Origin of the sequence: Acetobacter okinawensis, from assembly GCF_002153655.1 — a bacterium.
GTDB classification, from domain to species: domain Bacteria; phylum Pseudomonadota; class Alphaproteobacteria; order Acetobacterales; family Acetobacteraceae; genus Acetobacter; species Acetobacter okinawensis_A.
In genome coordinates this window covers 1-19,217 of the sequence record NZ_JOPJ01000030.1, presented here as the reverse complement: position 1 = coordinate 19,217, position 19,217 = coordinate 1, and the positions used below count along the sequence as shown (strand labels likewise).

General features: G+C 62.7%; 13 protein-coding genes. 1 reads left to right on the top strand and 12 read right to left on the bottom strand.

Annotated features, from left to right (window positions below; translation table 11 throughout):
- Window positions 1–63: 63 nt before the first annotated feature.
- From addA to tsaE, 3 genes are read right to left on the bottom strand one after another with little or no spacing between them, the layout of a single operon-like run.
- The gene (gene addA / locus HK26_RS10820) at window positions 64–3,642 is read right to left on the bottom strand and encodes a double-strand break repair helicase AddA (protein WP_086639795.1); all 3,579 of its coding nucleotides are present in this window, start codon (window positions 3,640–3,642) and stop codon (window positions 64–66) included.
- Complete coding sequence (addB, locus tag HK26_RS10815; protein ID WP_086639794.1) at window positions 3,639–6,716, bottom strand: double-strand break repair protein AddB; 3,078 nt, start codon at window positions 6,714–6,716, stop codon at window positions 3,639–3,641. The genes addA and addB overlap by 4 nt, the downstream gene beginning before the upstream one ends.
- Window positions 6,713–7,204 carry a tRNA (adenosine(37)-N6)-threonylcarbamoyltransferase complex ATPase subunit type 1 TsaE gene (gene tsaE / locus HK26_RS10810; protein WP_086639806.1) on the bottom strand — a complete coding sequence of 164 codons (492 nt, stop codon included), beginning with the start codon at window positions 7,202–7,204 and terminating at the stop codon, window positions 6,713–6,715. The genes addB and tsaE overlap by 4 nt, the downstream gene beginning before the upstream one ends.
- A 412-nt stretch (window positions 7,205–7,616) precedes the next feature.
- Between tsaE and HK26_RS10805 the strand changes: the two genes are divergently transcribed.
- Window positions 7,617–8,381, top strand: a complete 765-nt coding sequence (locus HK26_RS10805; protein ID WP_086639793.1) for a response regulator transcription factor — start codon at window positions 7,617–7,619, stop codon at window positions 8,379–8,381.
- A 49-nt stretch (window positions 8,382–8,430) separates the two neighbouring features.
- On the opposite strand, the gene thiD is transcribed toward HK26_RS10805, so the two are convergent.
- The 9 genes from thiD to HK26_RS10760 form a co-directional block, all read right to left on the bottom strand.
- The gene (gene thiD / locus HK26_RS10800) at window positions 8,431–9,267 is read right to left on the bottom strand and encodes a bifunctional hydroxymethylpyrimidine kinase/phosphomethylpyrimidine kinase (protein ID WP_086639792.1); all 837 of its coding nucleotides are present in this window, start codon (window positions 9,265–9,267) and stop codon (window positions 8,431–8,433) included.
- Between the two features lie 18 nt (window positions 9,268–9,285).
- Complete coding sequence (gene glmM, locus HK26_RS10795; protein ID WP_086639791.1) at window positions 9,286–10,644, bottom strand: phosphoglucosamine mutase; 1,359 nt, start codon at window positions 10,642–10,644, stop codon at window positions 9,286–9,288.
- 139 nt (window positions 10,645–10,783) lie between these two features.
- Window positions 10,784–11,860, bottom strand: a complete 1,077-nt coding sequence (gene folP, locus HK26_RS10790) for a dihydropteroate synthase (RefSeq protein WP_475638871.1) — start codon at window positions 11,858–11,860, stop codon at window positions 10,784–10,786.
- Window positions 11,861–11,911: 51 nt separating this feature from the next.
- A complete protein-coding gene (ftsH, locus tag HK26_RS10785; protein ID WP_086639789.1) occupies window positions 11,912–13,837 on the bottom strand; it encodes an ATP-dependent zinc metalloprotease FtsH in 1,926 nt (641 codons plus the stop codon).
- 119 nt (window positions 13,838–13,956) lie between these two features.
- Window positions 13,957–15,171: a tRNA lysidine(34) synthetase TilS gene (gene tilS, locus HK26_RS10780; protein ID WP_086639788.1), complete on the bottom strand. Its 1,215-nt coding sequence runs from the start codon at window positions 15,169–15,171 to the stop codon at window positions 13,957–13,959.
- 147 nt (window positions 15,172–15,318) lie between these two features.
- Window positions 15,319–16,176 carry a tol-pal system YbgF family protein gene (locus HK26_RS10775; RefSeq protein ID WP_257640977.1) on the bottom strand — a complete coding sequence of 286 codons (858 nt, stop codon included), beginning with the start codon at window positions 16,174–16,176 and terminating at the stop codon, window positions 15,319–15,321.
- 147 nt (window positions 16,177–16,323) lie between these two features.
- Complete coding sequence (pal, locus tag HK26_RS10770) at window positions 16,324–16,797, bottom strand: peptidoglycan-associated lipoprotein Pal (protein ID WP_025829197.1); 474 nt, start codon at window positions 16,795–16,797, stop codon at window positions 16,324–16,326.
- A 319-nt stretch (window positions 16,798–17,116) separates the two neighbouring features.
- Window positions 17,117–18,484, bottom strand: coding sequence for a Tol-Pal system beta propeller repeat protein TolB (gene tolB, locus HK26_RS10765; RefSeq protein WP_086639787.1), 1,368 nt, complete (start codon window positions 18,482–18,484; stop codon window positions 17,117–17,119).
- Between the two features lie 25 nt (window positions 18,485–18,509).
- Window positions 18,510–19,217 (bottom strand): energy transducer TonB (locus HK26_RS10760; protein WP_086639786.1); only part of this gene is annotated, 708 nt, incomplete at its 5' end.

Here is a 19,217-nt window from a genome sequence, read left to right as displayed (position 1 = left end):
GCACTCGGGGCAGGCTCGAGCAGACCGGGGTTCCCCTAACACTTAAGGCGGCCTGCGCCGTGGTCAAGATGCCCCTCCACCACCGGGGGTGGGAACGTGCCGGTCCAGCAGGCTATCGGGCAACTGGTCAGCACGGGGCAGTTCGGTCCAGACCAGCACACAGACAACCTGCCTGTCCGGCCACAGGCCCTGCAACAGGGCGCGGTAGGCCGCCATCTGGCGCAGGTACAGCACCGGGGTCTGCTCCACCGTACGCGGGGCGTGGCGACCACTTTTGTAATCACACACCACAACCCGGTCGGGCAGAACGCACATACGGTCCACCTGCCCGACAATAACCTGCCCCCCGGCAATACCCGCCAGCCGCTGCTCGGCCCGCGCCTGCGGGGCAAACAGGTCCACCAGTGCGGGCATGCGCAACACGGCCACAATCTGGGCCGCCAGCGTGGCAGCCTCTGCCGCAGTCAGCCCCGCAGCCGGGCGGGCCAGCCAGTCCGTGGCAAGCCGCTCCTGCTCCGCCACAGGGTGTTCAGGCAGAAACTGCAACAAGGAGTGCACCAGATTCCCCTTGCGGAATGCCGCTTCCCGCGCCTTGGCCGGGGTTATGGCCGCCACATCCAGCGGAGAGCGCGCAGGCGGCAGTGGGCCCAACATGGTGTCATCCGGCCTGCTGGGAGCCAGCGGGCGGACCAGCGGCCCCTCCGCCACAGGGGGTGTTGCGCGCCACAGGGGGGCCTGCCCCACCCAGCCCGGCAGACAACAGGGTGCTGCACTGTGCTCCACAGGGGCCACGGCAGAGGGGGATGCGGGCAGCGCAGGCGGGGTGGCATGCTCCTCCAGCACCAGTATTTTGCCCGACCAGTCCCCCACGCTCCAGTCCTGCTCCTGCGCACCGGCCCGCTCAAACCCAAGGCGGCAGCGCTCGTACCAGCTTTCTGGCGGAACGGTGCGGCCGGGCTTCCAGCCGCAGACCACAAGCCTGTCCGCCGCACGGGTCAGGGCGACGTAAAGCAGGCGGTTGTATTCCTCCACCGCCTTGTCACGCAGGCCCTCATACAGGCTGCGGGTCAGCCCGACCGACAGGGCGTTGCGCGGCACGTAGAGCGGAACATCCACCTGTGTTTTTTTGTCCTGCGCCCAGAACAGCCTGTCCTCAAATCTGGGGGTGCCGACCGTATCTGGCAGAATGACCAGCCGCGCCTGCAAGCCCTTGGAGCCATGCGCGGTCATGACCCGTACCGCATTGCCTCCTGCCTCTGCCTCGCGCTTGACGGTTTCCTGCGAGTGGCGGAGCCAGTGCAGAAACCCCTGCAACGAAGGCGGATGCTGCTCCTGGTAACGCAGGGCGGCGGAGAGCAGCTCGTCCATTGGCTCGGCGGCTTCCGGCCCCAGCCGCGCCAGCAGGCGTGCACGCCCCCCCTGCTGGCCAAGGGCCGCACACAGCAGCTCGTACGGGGTCAGGTAGTCCACCCGGCCAAACAGGGTGTTGAGCATGGTCCACGCCTGCGTCCAGTCTGCACGCTGTGCGTGCCGCTCCCGCAGGGTGGACCACAGCGGCGCACCGGGTGTGCGCCCTACGGCAAGAGCCATAAGACTGTCATCACTCAACCCACCCAGAGGGGATGTCAGCACGCAACCCAGCATCAGGTCGTCCTGCGGCAGCAGCAGGGCCGCGCACAGGGCCATAAGGTCCTGCACCACAAGCTGGTCGGCAAGCCCGGTCCGCACCAGTGTGGCAACCGGAATGTTATGCCCCTTGAGTGCACGCACCAGCAGCGGCACAAAGGAGGAGCGGCGCGGCACCAGCACCAGCACATCCCCCGGTGTCAGGGGTTTTTGCCCCGGTGCCGCGGGGGCTGCAAGTTCGCGCGCAATGGTGCTGGCCAGTGCATCGGCCAGCTTTTGCCGTGGGCTCTGGCGGGTAGCGTTGACCGCTGCGGGCTGCCACGGGCTGATGCCCTGCTCATCCCCTTCTACCTCCGCCAGAGGCCACAGCTCCACCCGTCCGCCCTGACCGGGGCGGGCCGTAATGTGGCGCATGGGCCGCCCCTGCTCCTCCGCCACGCCACGGGCGGCCTGTGCATCGGCAAAAACGGCATCGACCAGTTGCAGGACCGGAGCCGTGGAGCGGAAAGAGACTGTCAGTTCCGGCTCGCGCCACGGCAGGTTTGCCCCCTGTGCGCGCTGCTTGAAGCGGGCGCGCCAGTCCCTGAACTCATCCGGGTCGGCACCCTGAAAGGCGTAGATGGACTGTTTGTAGTCCCCCACGGCAAAAACCGTACGGGGACCATCCTCCTCCGCGCGTGTGCCTGCGCCCGCAAAAAACTCCTCGGTCAGGTCCCCTGCAATGCGCCACTGCTGGGGGGATGTATCCTGCACCTCATCAAGCAGCAGGTGGTCTATGCCGCCGTCCAGCTTGTACAGCACCCATGCCGCACCGGGTGTGCGCAAAAGCGAGAGTGTGCGGTGGATCAGGTCATCATACTCAAGCTGGCCCTGCATGGCCTTGCGCTGGTCAAACAGAGTGGCCACGGGGGCTGCCATTGTCAGCAGTGCCGCACCCAGCCGGGCAAGCTGGCGGGCGTTCAGCCCCTCCTCCACCTCCAGTATGCGCGCAGCCTCCCTGTGCAGGGCATCGGCCAGATCGGTGTATTTTTCAGCCAGTTTGGTGGACAGCAGACCACGGCTGCGGGGCTTGCCGTCCTTTGTCAGCAGGCCATTGCGCCACACGCTCCATTGCGCGGCCCGCTCGGGGGGGTACAGCGCCAGCCAGTCCAGCAGGGCCTGCGCATTGGCTTTGGCCGTGGCCGAACCTTCCACCAGAAGAACAGCCAGCCCTGAGCGCAGGATGGATTCGTCCGCAAAATCGGTACAGGCGGCGTGCAAGAACGCCTCATCCGTCTGTTGCGCGGCCTGTGCGGGCAGGTTGAGCACACGGCACAGCAAGGCCTGCGCCTGCTCGGGCTGGGTGCTGACAAGAGCACGCGCAGCCTGCGCGCGCGGGTCGCGCCGTAGCACACCCGCAAGGGCCATAAAGTCCCCCAGCCCGATCTGCCCGGCAAGTGGTGCCACAGTCGCCTGCGGTTGCCCGCCCAGAACGCTTTCCACACAGCTTTGCAAGGCCAGGGCTGCGTCTGTTTCCTCCATGACCGTAAAATGCGGGTTCATGGACGCCTCAAGCGGGAAGCGCCGCAAAAGCGACTGGCAGAACGCATGAATGGTGCCAATACGCATACCGCCCGGCAGGTCCAGCACCTCCGCGAACAGGGCGCGGGCTTTGCGCCGGGTCTGCTCCGTGCAGGGGACGGACAGGGCGGCAAGCTCCGCATCCAGCCGTGTATCGGGCAGGGTCACCCACCGGCCCAGCCGGGTTTGCAGGCGAATGGCCATTTCCGCCGCTGCCGCCTTGGTAAAGGTCAGGCACAGGATGCGCGCAGGGTCACTACCGGGCACAATAGCGCCATCGGCCCCCACTCTGGGCAGCATAAGCCGGAGCAGGCGGTCAATCAGCAGTTTGGTTTTGCCACTCCCCGCCGATGCCGAGACAAACACCGAGGCCGTAGGGTCCGACGCCATAGCCTGCTGCTGGTTGGCCTGTGCAATGGCGGCATCCAGCGCATTCTGGGATGGGGGAGTACTCATGCATCGGGCTCCGCGCGGCCTGTGTTCCACTCCGGCACACGGGCCAGACGGGCATAGTCTGCAAAACGTGGTTCCTGCCCCGGATGGGGGTGGGAGAGGTAAGGCTGCTCTGGCTGGTCATACGCGGCAATGCGCTCCAGCAGGCTCTGCCATGTCTGCTCGGCCAGATCGGTCAGGCTTTCATGCTCCTTGGAGGCCACGGCCACCTCTCCCCCCGGTTCTGCCCCCCCGGTCAGCCGCCAGTAGATCAGCCCGTCAATAGCGGTTACGCCGGGGGCTGCGGCAAACCCGCCGCGCAGCAGCATGGCGGCCTCCAGCGGCAGTTGCGGGCTCCAGCCCGACAGAACATCACGCGTGGTGGGCAGCATGCCCGTTTTATAATCCTGCACAATCACGCGCCCCTGTGCGCCAAGCTCCACCCGGTCGGCCCGCCCGACAAGGCGGAACGGTCCCCCCGGTGCATCAGGCACCACAACCGCGCCTGCAATTTCGGTCAGAATAGCCTGTGGCGTTCCGTGGGTTGCGCGGCGCTTCTGCTCCGCCTGTGCAACCCAGTGCGCTATGCGTTCCAGCCGGGGCGCCCACCATGCGTGCAGGGCGGGGCGCAGGGCCTGCCCGGCCAGACTGGCCTGAAACACCTGCACCAGCCTGTGCTCCGCATCCACCGGCCAGTCCACACCATGGAGCCTGACCCAGTGCTCCAGTGCGTCATGCACGATCATCCCGTAATCCGATGCATCCGCCCCCTCCTCCAGCTCAGGCAGGGGGTCAAGGCGCAGGATATGGCGGGCATAGATGGCGTAGGGGTCGCGCATCCATGTTTCTATTTCCGTCACACTCAGGCGGCGCGGGCGCAGGGCCACATCGGGCAGGGGCCGGGGTGGGGGCACGGGCTGCGCCGGTCCTTGCGGCTGGTCAAGCTGTGCAAGCCATGACAGCACCGGGTGTTCGGGCACACGCCCCCCCCACCCGGCCAGAAAAGCATCCAGCCTGCTCAGCCAGCGCGCGGGCACAACAGGCGCTCCATCGCGCCTGCGGGCGGAGGACAGAACAACATGCTCCGCCGCCGCTGCCGTGGCAAAAAAGTCGTGTGCTGCCTGCCCCACCGCCTGTTCTGGCGGGGGCAGGCCTGCGCGTTGGCGCATGGGGCGGCTCATCCACGGTCCTGCATCGGGGGCGGGAGGCCACACCCCTTCGGACAGACCACCCAGAATAACGGTTTCCGCCGTTTGCAGCCGGGCTTCAAACAACCCCCAGATAAGCACGCGCGGGTGCAGGGCCTGCGGGTTGTTGCCCCGGCGGGTGGCCACACGCTCCTGCGCCAGAACAGCGCTCAGCAACCCATCCAGCACGGCAGGCGGCTGGGGGGGGAGCACCTCGGTTGCCAGCATCAGCTCGCTCAGTCTGGAGGCAAGCAGGCTGCCGTCCTCCCCTTTCCACAACCGGGTGGCAGCTTCCTCCCCTTCCATACTGGCAAGGCGCTCAACCGTGGCGATAAGAGCTGCAAGCAGGTCGGGCACCCCAGCCTGATGCCGCATACCCGGCCCCGCCGCCAGCTCTGCCCCGTCTGCCTGCTCCCACCCCAGAACGGGCGCCAGACACCGGGCCAGCCGCTCCATAAAGGCAGGCAGAGGCTCGGGGCCAAAGGGGCGGTCTGCACTCTCGCCCTCCGTTATGCGCAGGCGGTCCTTCTCGCGCTTTGGTTCCAGCCTGTCCCGGACGGCGGCACACAGCCCCGCAAAACCCGGAGCGGGGGATGGGCCGCGCAGCACGGCGCGCTCAAGCAGACGGGCAGAGGCACGGCACACACCCGGCGCCAGACCACAGGCCACCAGCGGGTGCTTGAGCACGGACAAAAGGGCCACGGGCGCAAACCGGCTATCCACCATTTGCGCGACCAGCCGCAGCAATACGGCAGCGGGTGTGTCCGCCAGTGTGGCTCCTGCACTGTCGTCTGCCAGAATACCCCAGCGCTCCAGCTCCGTGGCCACGCGGGCCGCCAGCCCCCGGTCCGGCGTTACAAGGGCTACGCGGTGGCCGGGCTGCTCAAGCGCATGGCGCATGACCATGCTGATGGCCACGGCCTCCTCCTGCTGGTCTGCGGCCTCAAACCGGCTGACATGGGGCAGCGCTACCGGGCCGGGCAGCGCCCAGTCATCCAGCGCTGCGGCAGGCAGCATAATGCGTGACAGCACTGCCGCGCGCTCGGGCTGGCCACCGGGTGCGTCCCAGACCTCCACATCCTCGCGCCGGGTCTCGAGCGCTGCCAGCAGGTGGCTGAGCCCCGCCTGCGGGTGGCTGTCCGGCAGCGCGGCAAACACTGCTGGCGGCATGAGCGTATCCAGCCCCGGCAGAATGACCTTGCCCCCCGGGCAGGACAGAATGGCCCGCAATGCCTGCGCCGTGGGAGCCATGGCGTGTGTAAAACCTGCCGCCCACAAAGGCGCTGCCTGCCCCTGCTCCCCCATGCTGCGCCACAGCCGTGCCTGCGACTCCAGCAGAGCAACCTGCCGCGCCACGGGGTTGACCAGCCCCTGTGCGTGCAACCATTTGGGCCATTCCTCAGTCACGATTCCCAAAAACTGGAGGATGGTCTGCCAGTGCTCGGCGTGGTTTTCCTGCACCGCATCGGGCAGGCGTTCACGCAGGTTGACCCCTGCCCACTCCGCCTCGTCCATCAGCTCCGCCAGAGCGCGGGCCAGTGGCCATGCCTGATCCAGCGTGGGGCGGGTGCCAAAGGCGTTATCCGCCTTGAGCACCAGCAGGGTCAGCATGGCCAGCCGGGTCATGGCGGGTACGGCTGGCGGCAGGGCCAGTGCGTCCGCCCCACCACAGGGGGCTAGCCCCAGTTCCGTCTCGTCCAGTGCGCCAATGGGCATGATGCGGGGCAAAAGCATGCTGCGCCCATCCATCTGGCGCAAAAATGCCTCGGTCAGCGCACGGGCAGCACGGCGGCCGGGCAGGACAATTGTGCCCTCGCCCATGGCCTGCGGGTCATGCCCTGCGGCCTTGATCCAGCGGGCGGCCAGATGGTCAAGAAAAGGCAGATGGGCGGGAATGCTCGCAAGCTTCATGCCCCGTGCTCCGGGGGCGTGGGCTGTTGCAGCAGATGCGCGGGCAACCGTGCGCTCCAGCCCACCAGCCGGGCATGACGGTCTCCATCAGGTGTGACATCGAGCGTGATGTGCAGGGCCTCTGCGGGGGTCATGTCCTCCAGCCGTTCGGGCCATTCCACCACCATCACGCCTGCGCAGGCATCATCCCACCCCAGTTCGTCCAGTTCGTCCGGGCTTCCCAGCCGCCACAGATCAAAATGATACACCGTGGCCCCGGGCGCATCATACGCCTGCACCAGCGTATAGGTCGGGCTTGGCACCTCCAGCGTGCTGTCCGCACAGAAAGCCCGCAAAAAAGCCCGCGCAAACACGCTTTTGCCCGCACCCAGCGGGCCGGACAGCAAAATGGCGTCCCCCGGCTGTGCAAGACCTGCAAGACTTGTGGCCAGTTGTACCGTATCGGCCTCGGTTTTGAGCAGCATGACCGCTGATGGCTCCCTTTCCATGATGGACACCTGCCCACGCCAGAGGTTCAGGATTGTCCTTTTTCATATCAGGCGGGAGGCGAAAAGAGTGAAGCACTGAAATTGTAAATTTTTTGCAAACTGGTCGTTTGTTAGAAATAACACAACTTATTAGAGGTTATGACCAGAATATCCCAAAAAAATTACTTTGTAATACTTTATTATTTGTGGTTTCCGCGCGGCAATCATGTATCATCACCAGCAAAGCTCAAGACGCTTTTTGCCGGATATGCGCCACAAAGCCATTCGTTGCTCACATATCTGTCATTACAAAAATCATAAAAAAATATGAATTTGTATTTATTTTTTCAGAAAAACACGTAAAAGTATTATCCAAGCCGACAAATACAACCACAAGGTGTATAACCCTTTCTGCAGCTATGTGAGGCCAGTCATGCGCATCCTGTTTGCCGAGGACAAATTTACCTCCAGCCGCGCCATTCTCTCCGCCCTGAAAAAAGCAGGCTTTGCCGCCGACCTGGCTCGGTCTGGGCAAAACGCCATAGAATTGCTGCGCAATTACGATTACGGGCTCGCCATCATTACCACGACCTTGCCGGATATGGATGGTTATACCATTCTTAACACACTCCGGACGCTCAAAGTGGCAACGCCGGTCATCATCCTCTCCGATGTTGATACGCCAGACGCTAAAATCCGTGCCTTTGCGCTGGGTGCGGACGATTATCTGGCCGAATCGTTTGAAACAGCCGAGCTGATTGCGCGGGTTCAGGCCATTCTGCGCCGCTCCAACGGGTATGCTCACCCCATTGCTCAGGTTGGTTCACTGACCCTGAACCTGAACAACCATACAGTCACGGTGGAAAACCGACCCATTCATCTGACTGGTAAGGAATTTGCCATTCTGGAGCTGCTGGTCCTGCGCAAAGGCATTGCACAGACCAAAGAGACATTCCTGAACCACCTCTACGGTGGGCGGGATGAGCCGGACATCAAGATTATTGATGTTTTTATCTGCAAACTGCGCAAAAAACTGCAAGCCGTTGGGGCGGAAGACCTGATCTCCACCGTATGGGGCCGGGGCTATATTCTGCATGACCCGCAGGCAATGCCGGTACCTGCTCCCCTGCTCGCCCTTTCCCAGATGCCTGTCCCGCCCGAAGCGGCCATGCTCCAGCTCCACGCGGTTGCAGACTGAGCCATAGACTGCGGCTTTAACAACCAGCAGGTTTTTCTGATTTATTATTTCAGGACCGGACCGCAGGGTACCATGCGTGGGCATGCCACAAAGGCCCAGCCCCCCTGCCCAGTTCCGGGGCCTGTAAAATAGCCTCCTGCACATAAAGGCAGGACTGGCTCAGCGCATCTGGCAAAGACAATCCCTGCGCCAGAGTGGTGGCCAACGCACTGGCCAGTGTGCACCCCGTGCCATGTGTATGGCGGGTGGCAATGCGCTGCCCCGTAAAGGTGGTAAACCCGGTGGGGCCAAGCAGCACGTCCACCAGATTCTCCCCTGCCATATGCCCCCCCTTGAGCAGAACAGACGCCCCGGTGCGCTCACGCAGCCACATGGCTGCGGCCCGCATGTCCTCCTCCGTATGGATGGACTGGCCTGTCAGTTTTTCCGCCTCAGGCAGGTTGGGTGTAATCAGCGTGGCAAGGGGCAAAAGCATTGTGTGCAGGCAAGCCACCGCATCCTCCGCCAGCAAGGCGGCACCGCCCTTGGCCACCATAACCGGGTCCACCACCACAATAAGGTCGGGCTTATGCTGGCGAATACGCGCAATTTCCTCCGCCACGGCCTGTGTCTGCGCCACACCTCCGAGCATGCCGGTTTTAATGGCATCCACCCCGATATCTGACACCACACTACGAATCTGCTCACGCACGAACCCGGGGGGTATGGGCAGAATATCCTGCACCCCCTGCGTGTTCTGTGCGGTCAGGGCAGTTATGGCGGTCATGGCGTACCCGCCAAGGGCGGTTATGGCTTTAATATCAGCCTGAATCCCCGCCCCGCCCCCGGAGTCGCTCCCTGCTATGGAAAGAACTCTGGCGCGCGAGGCAGTTATGGGCGGGGTCATATGGGGTATTCCCTTGGCTCAGGCAGGCTGGGTCACTTTTTCCAGCACGGCGCACATCTGGCTTACTGCCTCGTCCACCAGTGCCGCATCTTCGGCTTCGGCCATCACGCGGACAAGTGGCTCGGTGCCACTCCGCCTGAGCAGCAGGCGGCCCTGCCCGGCCAGAATACGCTCCACATCATGCTGGCGCTGGCGCACCTCATCCATATCCAACGGGCATGCGCCCGAGTAGCGGACATTGCGCAGCTTTTGCGGGAATGGCTGGAAAAGACGGCAGACCTCGCTGGCAGGGCGCCCGGCCTCTACCAGCACAGCCAGAATCTGCAAGGCGGCAATCAGGCCATCGCCCGTGGTGGCAAAGTCGGTCAGCACCATGTGGCCGGACTGCTCGCCCCCCACATTGACCCCCTGCTCACGCATACGCTCGACCACATGGCGGTCACCAACCGCCGTGCGTTCAAGCCCCACACCCATTTTTTCCAAAAACCGTTCAAGCCCCATGTTGGACATGACCGTGGCCACCACGGCATTGCCAACCAGACGCCCTTCCGCTGCCCATGACCGGGCGATCAGCGCCAGAATCTGGTCACCATCAATCAAACACCCGGTTTCATCCGCAATCAGCACCCGGTCTGCATCGCCATCAAGAGCAATCCCGATATCGGCACCATGCTGGACAACGGCCTTGCACAGGGCATCGGGGTGGGTGGAGCCACAGTGTTCGTTAATGTTCACACCATTGGGTTCACACCCGATGCGAATGACCTCCGCCCCCAGCTCCCACAGGGCCGTGGGCGCCACGCGGTAAGCCGAGCCGTTGGCGCAGTCGATAACAATCTTCATCCCATCCAGCCGCAATTTGCGTGGGAAGGAAGATTTGGCACTCTCGATATACCGCCCCGCAGCGTCATTCAGGCGGGAGGCGCGGCCAATCTGGGCAGGGTGGGCCATATCCGCGTGCAGGTCGGTCACCATCATGTTTTCTATGGTGCGCTCATCCTGATCGGAGAGTTTAAAACCATCAGGCCCGAACAGCTTGATCCCGTTATCACCAAATGGATTATGGGAGGCGGAAATCATGACGCCCAGATCAGCCCGTAAGGAGCGGGTCAGCAGGGCAATGGCCGGTGTGGGCAGCGGCCCCACCAGAGTAACATCCATGCCAGCCGACAAAAACCCGGAGACCAGAGCGCTCTCAATCATATAGCCGGATAATCTGGTATCCTTGCCAAGTAGCACGCAGTGGCGGTGGTCCCCCCGGCGGAAGTGCAGCCCTGCGGCCTGCCCCAGCTTTTGGGCAATTTCCACTGTCATGGGGGCCATGTTGGCGGTACCACGAATACCGTCTGTTCCGAAAAATCGTTTCATAATACTCATTCCATTCCGCTCTCGGCAATGGACCTGAATACTCTGGCCGTTGCTGCGGAAACTCCTGTCCTGCTGCTCTTTGTCTAAAACGGTTTTGGATTGGAAGAAACCGTGTTCAGGCGACAAAACATAATTTTGGCATGCTGCTTCACCCGTCCTGCACGCCCTGCCACACCCGCATGCCCTGCGCCATGCTGGCCACATTATGCACCCGCAAAAGCGGGTTCCCCAAAGGCAGGGCCATAAGGGAGGCCGCCATGGTGCCGCTATCGCGCTGGGCCGGGTCCGCAACTCCGGTAAGTGCGCCAATCATCCGTTTGCGTGACAGGGCAAACACCACACGGCAGCCCAGATTGGCCAGCAGCAGCACCCGGCGCAGCAGCACAACATTCTGCTCCTGTGTTTTGGCAAAGCCAAATCCGGGGTCCACCATCAGCCGCTCACGGGCAATACCCCCCGCCACAGCGGCCTCCACTTTTTGCCCCAGCTCGCGCACCACATCACAGGCCACATCCGTGTAATGGGTATGGGCTTCCATGGTCTGGGGGGTGCCACGCATATGCATGAGCACCACACCGCAGTTTTTGTCTGCCAGCAAAGGCAGGGCGGCGGGGTCATGCCCAAGGGCCGAAACATCGTTAATCACCTGCGCACCCGCAGCCAGCGCCCGCTCCATGACAAAGCTGTTGCGCGTATCGACCGAGAGCGGCACAGCGGGCATGCTCTGGCGCAACCCTTCCAGCACCGGCCCAACCCGCTCCCACTCCTGTTGGGGGGAAACAACTGCGGCACCGGGGCGTGTGCTCTCCCCCCCTATGTCGAGCAGACCGGCACCATCATGCACCATCTGGCGCGCGGCCTGTATGGCGTGAGTGGCGTTAAAATGCTGGCCCGCACAACTGAAGCTGTCTGGCGTGGTGTTGAGAATCCCCATAACCAGCGGCCCCGCAGGCAACCCCGCATCCGACACGGGGGAGACAAGACGCTGCACAACAGGCAACCACGTATGAGGTATGGCACTGACCGGCATGGGGCCTGCAACCGTCTCCCCCTCAATCAGCCTTACCATTGAAAAGGCCGTGCCCCCGTTGTGGAGTGGCAGCGCACACCCCTGCACAATAGCCTCCTGCGCGGCCTGGCCGAACAGCAGCCCCATAGGCTCTACCAGCCTGCGCCACATATGCTTACCCCCTGTGTGGTCCCCACCATGCAAAAGAGGCGGCACAACGTGCCGCCTCTTTTATACTGAACGTAATCTCAGACCGCGCAACCTGCCCTAGCCGGGCTGGGGGGCAGGTACTGCGCCGGCATCATCCGCCGGGCCTGATGGTGCCTCCCCAGAGACCTGCGGCACGGAGGCACGGCGGTTAACCGGGCCATCTTCCGTTTCTTCCGGCCGTTCAATCGGCTGGCCCCGCATGATCTGGCGAATTTCCTCACCTGTCAGGGTTTCATATTCCAGCAGGGCTTCGGCCAGACGGTGCAGTTCATCCACATGGTCGTGCAGATAATTGCGGGCCTGCACATAGGCCTCGTCAATCAGGCGTTTGACTTCCATGTCAATGTCACGCGCCGTCTGTTCGGAGAAGTTGCGCGCAGCACCAAAAAAGCTGTTGCCCTGATCGTCATCTGCATAGGCGATCATGCCCAGCTTGTCGCTCATACCCCATTCGGTCACCATGCTGCGGGCCACGCGGGTGGCCATTTTAATGTCGCCCATGGCGCCATTGCAGATGTTGTCCTTGCCATAGACCACTTCTTCAGCCACGCGCCCGCCCATGGCCACAACCAGATGGGCAACGGCGTTCATTTTGCTCATGGACAGACGGTCATCCTCGGGCAGGCGCATGACCATACCCAGTGCTCGCCCACGTGGAATAATGGTGGCCTTGTGGATGGGTTCGCTCTCGGGCACCAGCACGGCTGTAATGGCGTGTCCGGCCTCGTGGTAGGCGGTGCGCTTCTTCTCGTCATCACTCATGACAAGGGAGCGGCGCTCAACACCCATCAGCACCTTGTCCTTGGCATCTTCAAACTCGCGCATGGATACGGTGCGCCGGCCAAGGCGCGCGGCAGACAGAGCGGCCTCGTTTACCAGATTGGCCAGATCCGCACCGGAAAAACCGGGCGTGCCACGGGCAATAATGCGCGGGTCCACATCGGACGCCAGCGGCACCTTGCGCATATGCACGCGCAGGATTTTCTCGCGCCCGCTTACGTCGGGGTTGGGCACAACAACCTGACGGTCAAACCGGCCGGGGCGCAGCAGTGCGGGGTCCAGCACATCCGGGCGGTTGGTCGCGGCAATCAGGATAACACCCTCATTGCTTTCAAAACCGTCCATCTCAACCAGCATCTGGTTCAGGGTCTGCTCACGCTCGTCGTTACCGCCGCCCATGCCCGCACCACGGTGGCGGCCAACGGCGTCAATTTCGTCGATAAAGATGATGCATGGGGCGGATTTTTTGCCCTGTTCAAACATGTCCCGCACGCGGGAGGCACCCACACCCACAAACATTTCCACAAAGTCGGAACCGGAAATGGTGAAGAAGGGCACATTGGCCTCACCCGCAATGGCGCGGGCCAGCAGGGTCTTACCCGTACCGGGGGGGCCAACAAGCAGCACGCCTTTGGGAATTTTACCACCGAGCCGTGTGAACTTCTGCGGGTCTTTGAGGAAATCCACAATCTCCTGCAATTCGCCCTTGGCCTCATCAATCCCAGCTACGTCTTCAAACGTGACACGTCCGTGCTTTTCGGTCAGCATTTTGGCGCGGGACTTGCCAAAACCCATGGCGCCACGACCGCCAGCACCCTGCATCTGCCGCATCATGAACAGCCATGCCGCGACCAGCAGAATAATGGGCAGGGAGTTCAGGAAGTAACGCAGCAGCGGGCTGCCATCCTGTTCCAGTGGCTTGGCCACAACCTCCACACCCTTACCCACCATGCGCGAGACAAGGGAGGGGTCCATGGGGGCATAGGTCTCAAACGCTGTGCCATCGGTCAGCGTGCCGGAAATGTTGTGGTTCTGCATGACAACAGAGCGGACATGCCCTGAATCAATATCGGCCACAAAATCGGAATATGCCAGTTGCTGGGCGGCATGCTGCGCCGTACCCGGCTGGAACATGTTCACCAGTAACAGCAGCACCAGGATAATGCTGACCCAGAGTGCCAGATTGCGACCTAAATTGTTCATCTTGCCCGAGTGTCCATACTTCTAGTGCGTAAAGCGCCGGAGTGTCCTGCCATCTTGCCCGGTGCTCGGGAAAAAAAGCAACCTTTGCTCTTATTAAATGGGATGGCTGAACCGTTTTCCTAGTCCGCTGGCCCGATATAGTTCCCGTCGTGTCCTTTTTTACATCCGTACACGCCCAGCCCGGTTACGGAAACAGGGGGTTTGAACTCAAAAAAGGCACCTGCCCATTCCGCCGTGCGGCACCACCCCAGATGCGGCACGGCAACAATCTGCCCCTGCCACCACAAAGCGGGCAAGCTTGCGCAGAACAGGGCTGGCCATCCGGCACGGACCCTGCGCTCCAGCCCGTAACCAGCAGCCCCGACATATACCCCGCAACGCAACAGGGCAGAAGGGGCGTGCAGCACAAAACGGCTATCCCAGAGCGCACCGGGGCTGGCCACCACGGGAGCCGCTACCGCAGCCTGCTCGCGGATGACAAACCACTCATCACGCCATCTGGCAAGGCGGGTGCCAGCCAGTGTGCCCCCCGCCCCTCCCTTTTGGCATAGCCGCGCCACGGCGGCAGGTGCGGGCGGGTACTGCTGCCCACCCACACTACGGATCAGCCCCGACAAGACGGCAGGCTCAGGCAGGGTCGCACCCAACCCAACCCAACCTTGGGGAAAAAACACGCAACGCCGCGCCAGACTGGCCGCCTGTGCGCGGTCGCGCGCCATACGTGCACACCCCGCGTCCATGGCCATGCACCAGAACTGCTCGGATAAATGGCTCTGTTGCAACGCTGCACGCACACGCACGCGCTCGGCCCGCATATCCTGATTGGAAGGATCATCCACCCATGCAAGCCCTGCCTGACGCAGCGTATTGCGCAAAGCTGTGCGTGAGACAGCCAGCAAAGGCCGTACAAGCCGTACGTCTGGCGTATGGCTGATCCAGCCCATACCGGCCAGACCATCCGGCCCGCTGCCCGCATTGGCGCGCATCCATGCTGTTTCCGCCTGATCGTCTGCCTGATGCCCCAGCAGCAGGTCCACGCAGCCTTCCTGCTGGCAGGCCTGCACCATACGGGCATAACGGGCCGTGCGCGCGCGCGCAGCCATGGCAGGGCCTTTGGTCAGCCCTATTAACGTCAGCAGTCTGGCGGGCACGTCCATAGCGTGCAGGCGCTCAAGCGTAAGCTGGGCTTCAGCGCCAGATTCGGGGCGCAGGCCGTGGTCCACCACAAGAGCCAGCAGGTTGCGCCGCCAATGCCGCGCCAGCCATGCAAGGGCCAGACTGTCCCCCCCACCCGAAACAGCAAGCGCTACGGGGGCCTGCCCCGCCACATCCATGCCCCACGGGCCAAGAGTGTTCAGGAGTGCGGCAAACCAGTGCGGGGGAACTGGCTGGTCTGAAAAAACCGGACGCTGGAGAAAACAGACCGAAATACGCCTAGCCCCCGCAACGCAGGTGCATGCAGCGGGGCATGCACCACAACATTAGTTACAGCCGCCCTTACGCCCGTAAATTTCTGCCGCATGGGCCACGCGCGGCGCGGGGGATGGGAACTCGTTATTCAGCTTGCCCAGTGCCTCACACGCGGATTTTTTATCCCCCAGTGCCAGAAGGGAGGCGCTCACACCCAGCAGGGCATCCGGCGCACGCCCACTTTTGGGGGACTGGCGGTAGGCATCGTAATACGCCACGGCGGACTGGCGATACTGCTTCTGCCCCGCGAGGGACTGCGCCAGAAGGAACTGTGCATCCACCCGGAACGCGCCCTTGGCGTTTTTAAGCGCGGCCTCGGCATTGTCATGCGCGGTATCGTAATCCCGCTTTTGCAAGGCGGCCTTGCCTGCGCTCAGCAGGGCGTCGGGCGTTGTGGGGCGGGCTGCAGGCTCTGCCGCGGCGGGTGCTGCGGCAACCGCAGCCGCACCGCCTGCACTGGCCCCTGCACCGGCTGCAAACTGGCTGTCGGCCACCTGCTTGGACAGGGCTGCCGTTTTTTGCTGGAGGTCATTGGTCAACTGGTCAATCTCGCCACGCATATCGCGCTGCTGCTGTTCAAGCGTGCTCACACGGTCCAGCAACTGGGAGACCAGATCACCATTAGCGGCCGTAGAATGCCCCGGTGTGGCGGATGGCGGAGGCAGTGCCCCCCCATCCCCCTGAGAAGCCTGCATCTGGCTCATGGTCTGCTTGAGCGCGAGAATCTGGTCCTGAAGGGCAATGCCTTCCCGGCTGGTGACATCCTGCGCATGGCCCGCCGGACTGGCTGTGCCCATAAGCGCCACGGCCAGCCCCGAAAGCACAAGACCATGACGAACAACGCGTACTGCTTTAACCCGGGAGTTCATTGGAACCTCATCCCATCCATAAGATAACGGGCAAGAATTCCATCATTCCTTCCCGCAAAACAAGACACGAAATACAAAACAGGCCGGGCTTTTTGAGCCCGGCCTGTTCCGTTGGATCAGTCAGATTTCAGATAAAGTCTGAAAATCTTACTTCACAGACGTAATAGCGTTACGGTTCTGTGCCCATGCTTCTTCGGTGTCGCCCAGAGCGGTGGGGCGGTCTTTACCGTAGGAGATGGTGGAGATGCGCGAAGAGGTCACGCCCTTGGCCACCAGGAAGTCACGAGCGGCGTTTGCACGACGCTGGCCCAGAGCAATGTTGTATTCTTCGGTGCCGCGGTCATCGCAGTTGCCTGCAACTTCAACGTTCACCTGAGGATACTTTGCCAGCCAGTCAGCCTGCTTCTGCAGGGTGGTCTTGGCGTCGGCGCTCAGGCCGCTCTTGTTCAGGTCATAGAATACGCGGTCCCCCACGTTAGCGACCAGATCAGCTTCGCTGCCCGGCACCGGGCCAGACGGCTGGCTAGCCGCGCCGGTGGAAGCACCCGTGTTTGCATTTTCGTGCGCACAGGCTGACAGAAGAGCAACCATACCAAGCGCAGCAACAACTTTCAGTCTCATGTGTCGGATCCTGAGAATTAGCCTTAGGGCTATTCGGAGAAAAAGAAGTTAATAACCTTGTATCCCCGCGTATTCTTCTGCTCCCCTCCGAACCCTTCGAAGAGCCGACGAATTTTGGAGACCATTCCGCCGTAAGCCATAGCTTAAGCCGCCGGTCAAGCGTGTTCTCTGTTTCTCATATCAGCCATACCTTGACTGATACCCAAACAACACACCCCGGCTTTGCGCACACTAATGCTAATTTACGAAATTATAAAGAAAATTATGGCGGAATTATGAAACCTTCTCCCGCCCAAAAGGCGGGCGGGAGAAGAATCGATCACCCGTTAAGGGGGGACCATGCCGGGTCAGATGCCCCTTCTGGGGTCGGCAGAACACGGTCGTTAAAGCCGGTAATATCGACCATGCCGATGGTGGAGCTGAATCCACTCCCACCCGCGCCGGCGCGGCTCTGGCGGCAATAGGCCAGCACACGCCCGTTGGGGCAGAAGCTTGGGCTTTCCACCGTAAAGCCCTGCGTCATAATCCGCTCACCCGAACCATCAGGCTGCATGACCCCAAGCGAGAACATGCCCCCGGCAATACGGGTAAAGGCGATCAGGTCCCCACGAGGCGACCATACGGGCGACCCATACGTCCCCTGCCCGTAGGAAATGCGCTGCGCGTTCCCGCCCCCTGCAGGCATGATGTAAAGCTGCGGGCTGCCGCCACGGTCGGAGTTGAACACGATCTGGGAGCTGTCGGGGCTGTAGCACGGGCTGGTATCAATCGCGCCAGACGCCGTAAGCTGCCTGCGCGCACCCGATGCCAGATCGACCGCATACAGGTCAGACCCACCATTGCGTGTCACGGAGAGCAGAACCGAGCGCCCATCGGGGGAGAAGCGCGGCGCAAAGGAAATGCCCTGAAAATCGCCCAGAATCTGCTGCCGCCCGGTATTGAGGTCAAACAGATACACCCGTGGCCGGTTGTTGGCGTAGGACATAAAGGCGATCTGGTCCTTGGCGGGACTGAAGCGTGGCGTCAGCGTCAGCCAGTTGCCAGCCGTGAGCATGCGCGCATTGGCCCCGTCCTGGTCCATAATGGCCAGCCGTGTGCGCTGGTGCCCACGCGGCCCGGAGCGGGAGATAAAGGCAATGCGGGTATCAAAATACCCTTTTTCACCCAGCATCCGTTCGTAAATCACATCACCCACAATATGGGCAATCCGCCGCCAGTTAGCGGAGGACGTGGTATAGGCCGTGCCTTGGATCTGCTGCTGGCTCAGCACGTCCCACAGCCGCATTTCCACCCGTACGGACGCCCCGCTCCCGGTCACGCTGCCCGTAACCTGTGCATGCGCGCCAAGGCCCTTGGCGGTGGCAAAGTCGGGCTTGGCCGCAGCGGAATTGCCGGGAATAACCTTGAACAGCCCTGTGTTGTTCAGGTCATTGGTCAGCACCTCAGCCATCTGCTGACCAAGCCCGCCCCCAAAATCGGGGATGATGATGGGAATAGGAGCCGTGCGGGCCTGATCCACCGTAATTTCCGCCTCGGGTGCGGGCTTGCTGGCGGCAAAGGCTGCCAGTGGTGTGGCCAGAATGCCCCCAGCGGCAACGCTGGCACCCAGCAGGGTGCGACGGCGCAGCGCGCCCACCAGAGCATCAGCTTCCTGATCGGAAATAAGAGGCCGGGTACTCATCAACATGTGTTTTCCTCCGTATGGCCTGCTTTTAAGGCCTGAAGACAAATTTCAATTGTCGGGTCTGCCCAAGCAACTCCTTGGGAATCGGCAGTTTGGCGCATGTGGGGCTGAGCACGGCTGCGCGCGCACGCTCGGCCAGAGCCCGGTAGGAGGCATCTGCCCCCATACGGGCCTGTGTTTCTGGGGCGAACTGCACAATGCGCGCCTCGCCCGTTGCATCCACTGTCACCACAAGATGCGCCACAAATGTGGCGTAGTCCTTGGCGGCCGTATCCTCCGAGTAGCAGCGGCGCACGGATGCCCCTATGGCCTTCTGCTGCCCCACACTCAGGCTGCCGGTAATGTTGGTGCCCACGGGTGAGCCACCACCGTTGGGAGCGCCCCCCGCCAGCGGGTTGGCCCGTGCCTTGGGCGCGTGCGTCTGCTTCTGGTCCGAGCGGAACGTATCCAGCGTTTCCAGCAAGGAGTGGGTATCCGGCTCGCTCTTCTTGGCCTTGTTCGGCTGCGTAATGTGCGAGGGCACCACCGTGTCGGGCAGCGTGTCCGTCTGCTGCGTCATGGGGGATGGCGGCGCAACACTGGTGGACGGCTTGAGCGGCGCCGGGGGGGATGGGGGCGTCTTGACCGCCTCGGGCGAGGGTTCCTCGGCCTTTGGGGGCAGGGGCACATCAGGCAGCGGCTCAGGCTCCGCCTGCGGCGGAGGAGGTACGGCCTGTGGTGGCGGGGGGGGGGGGGG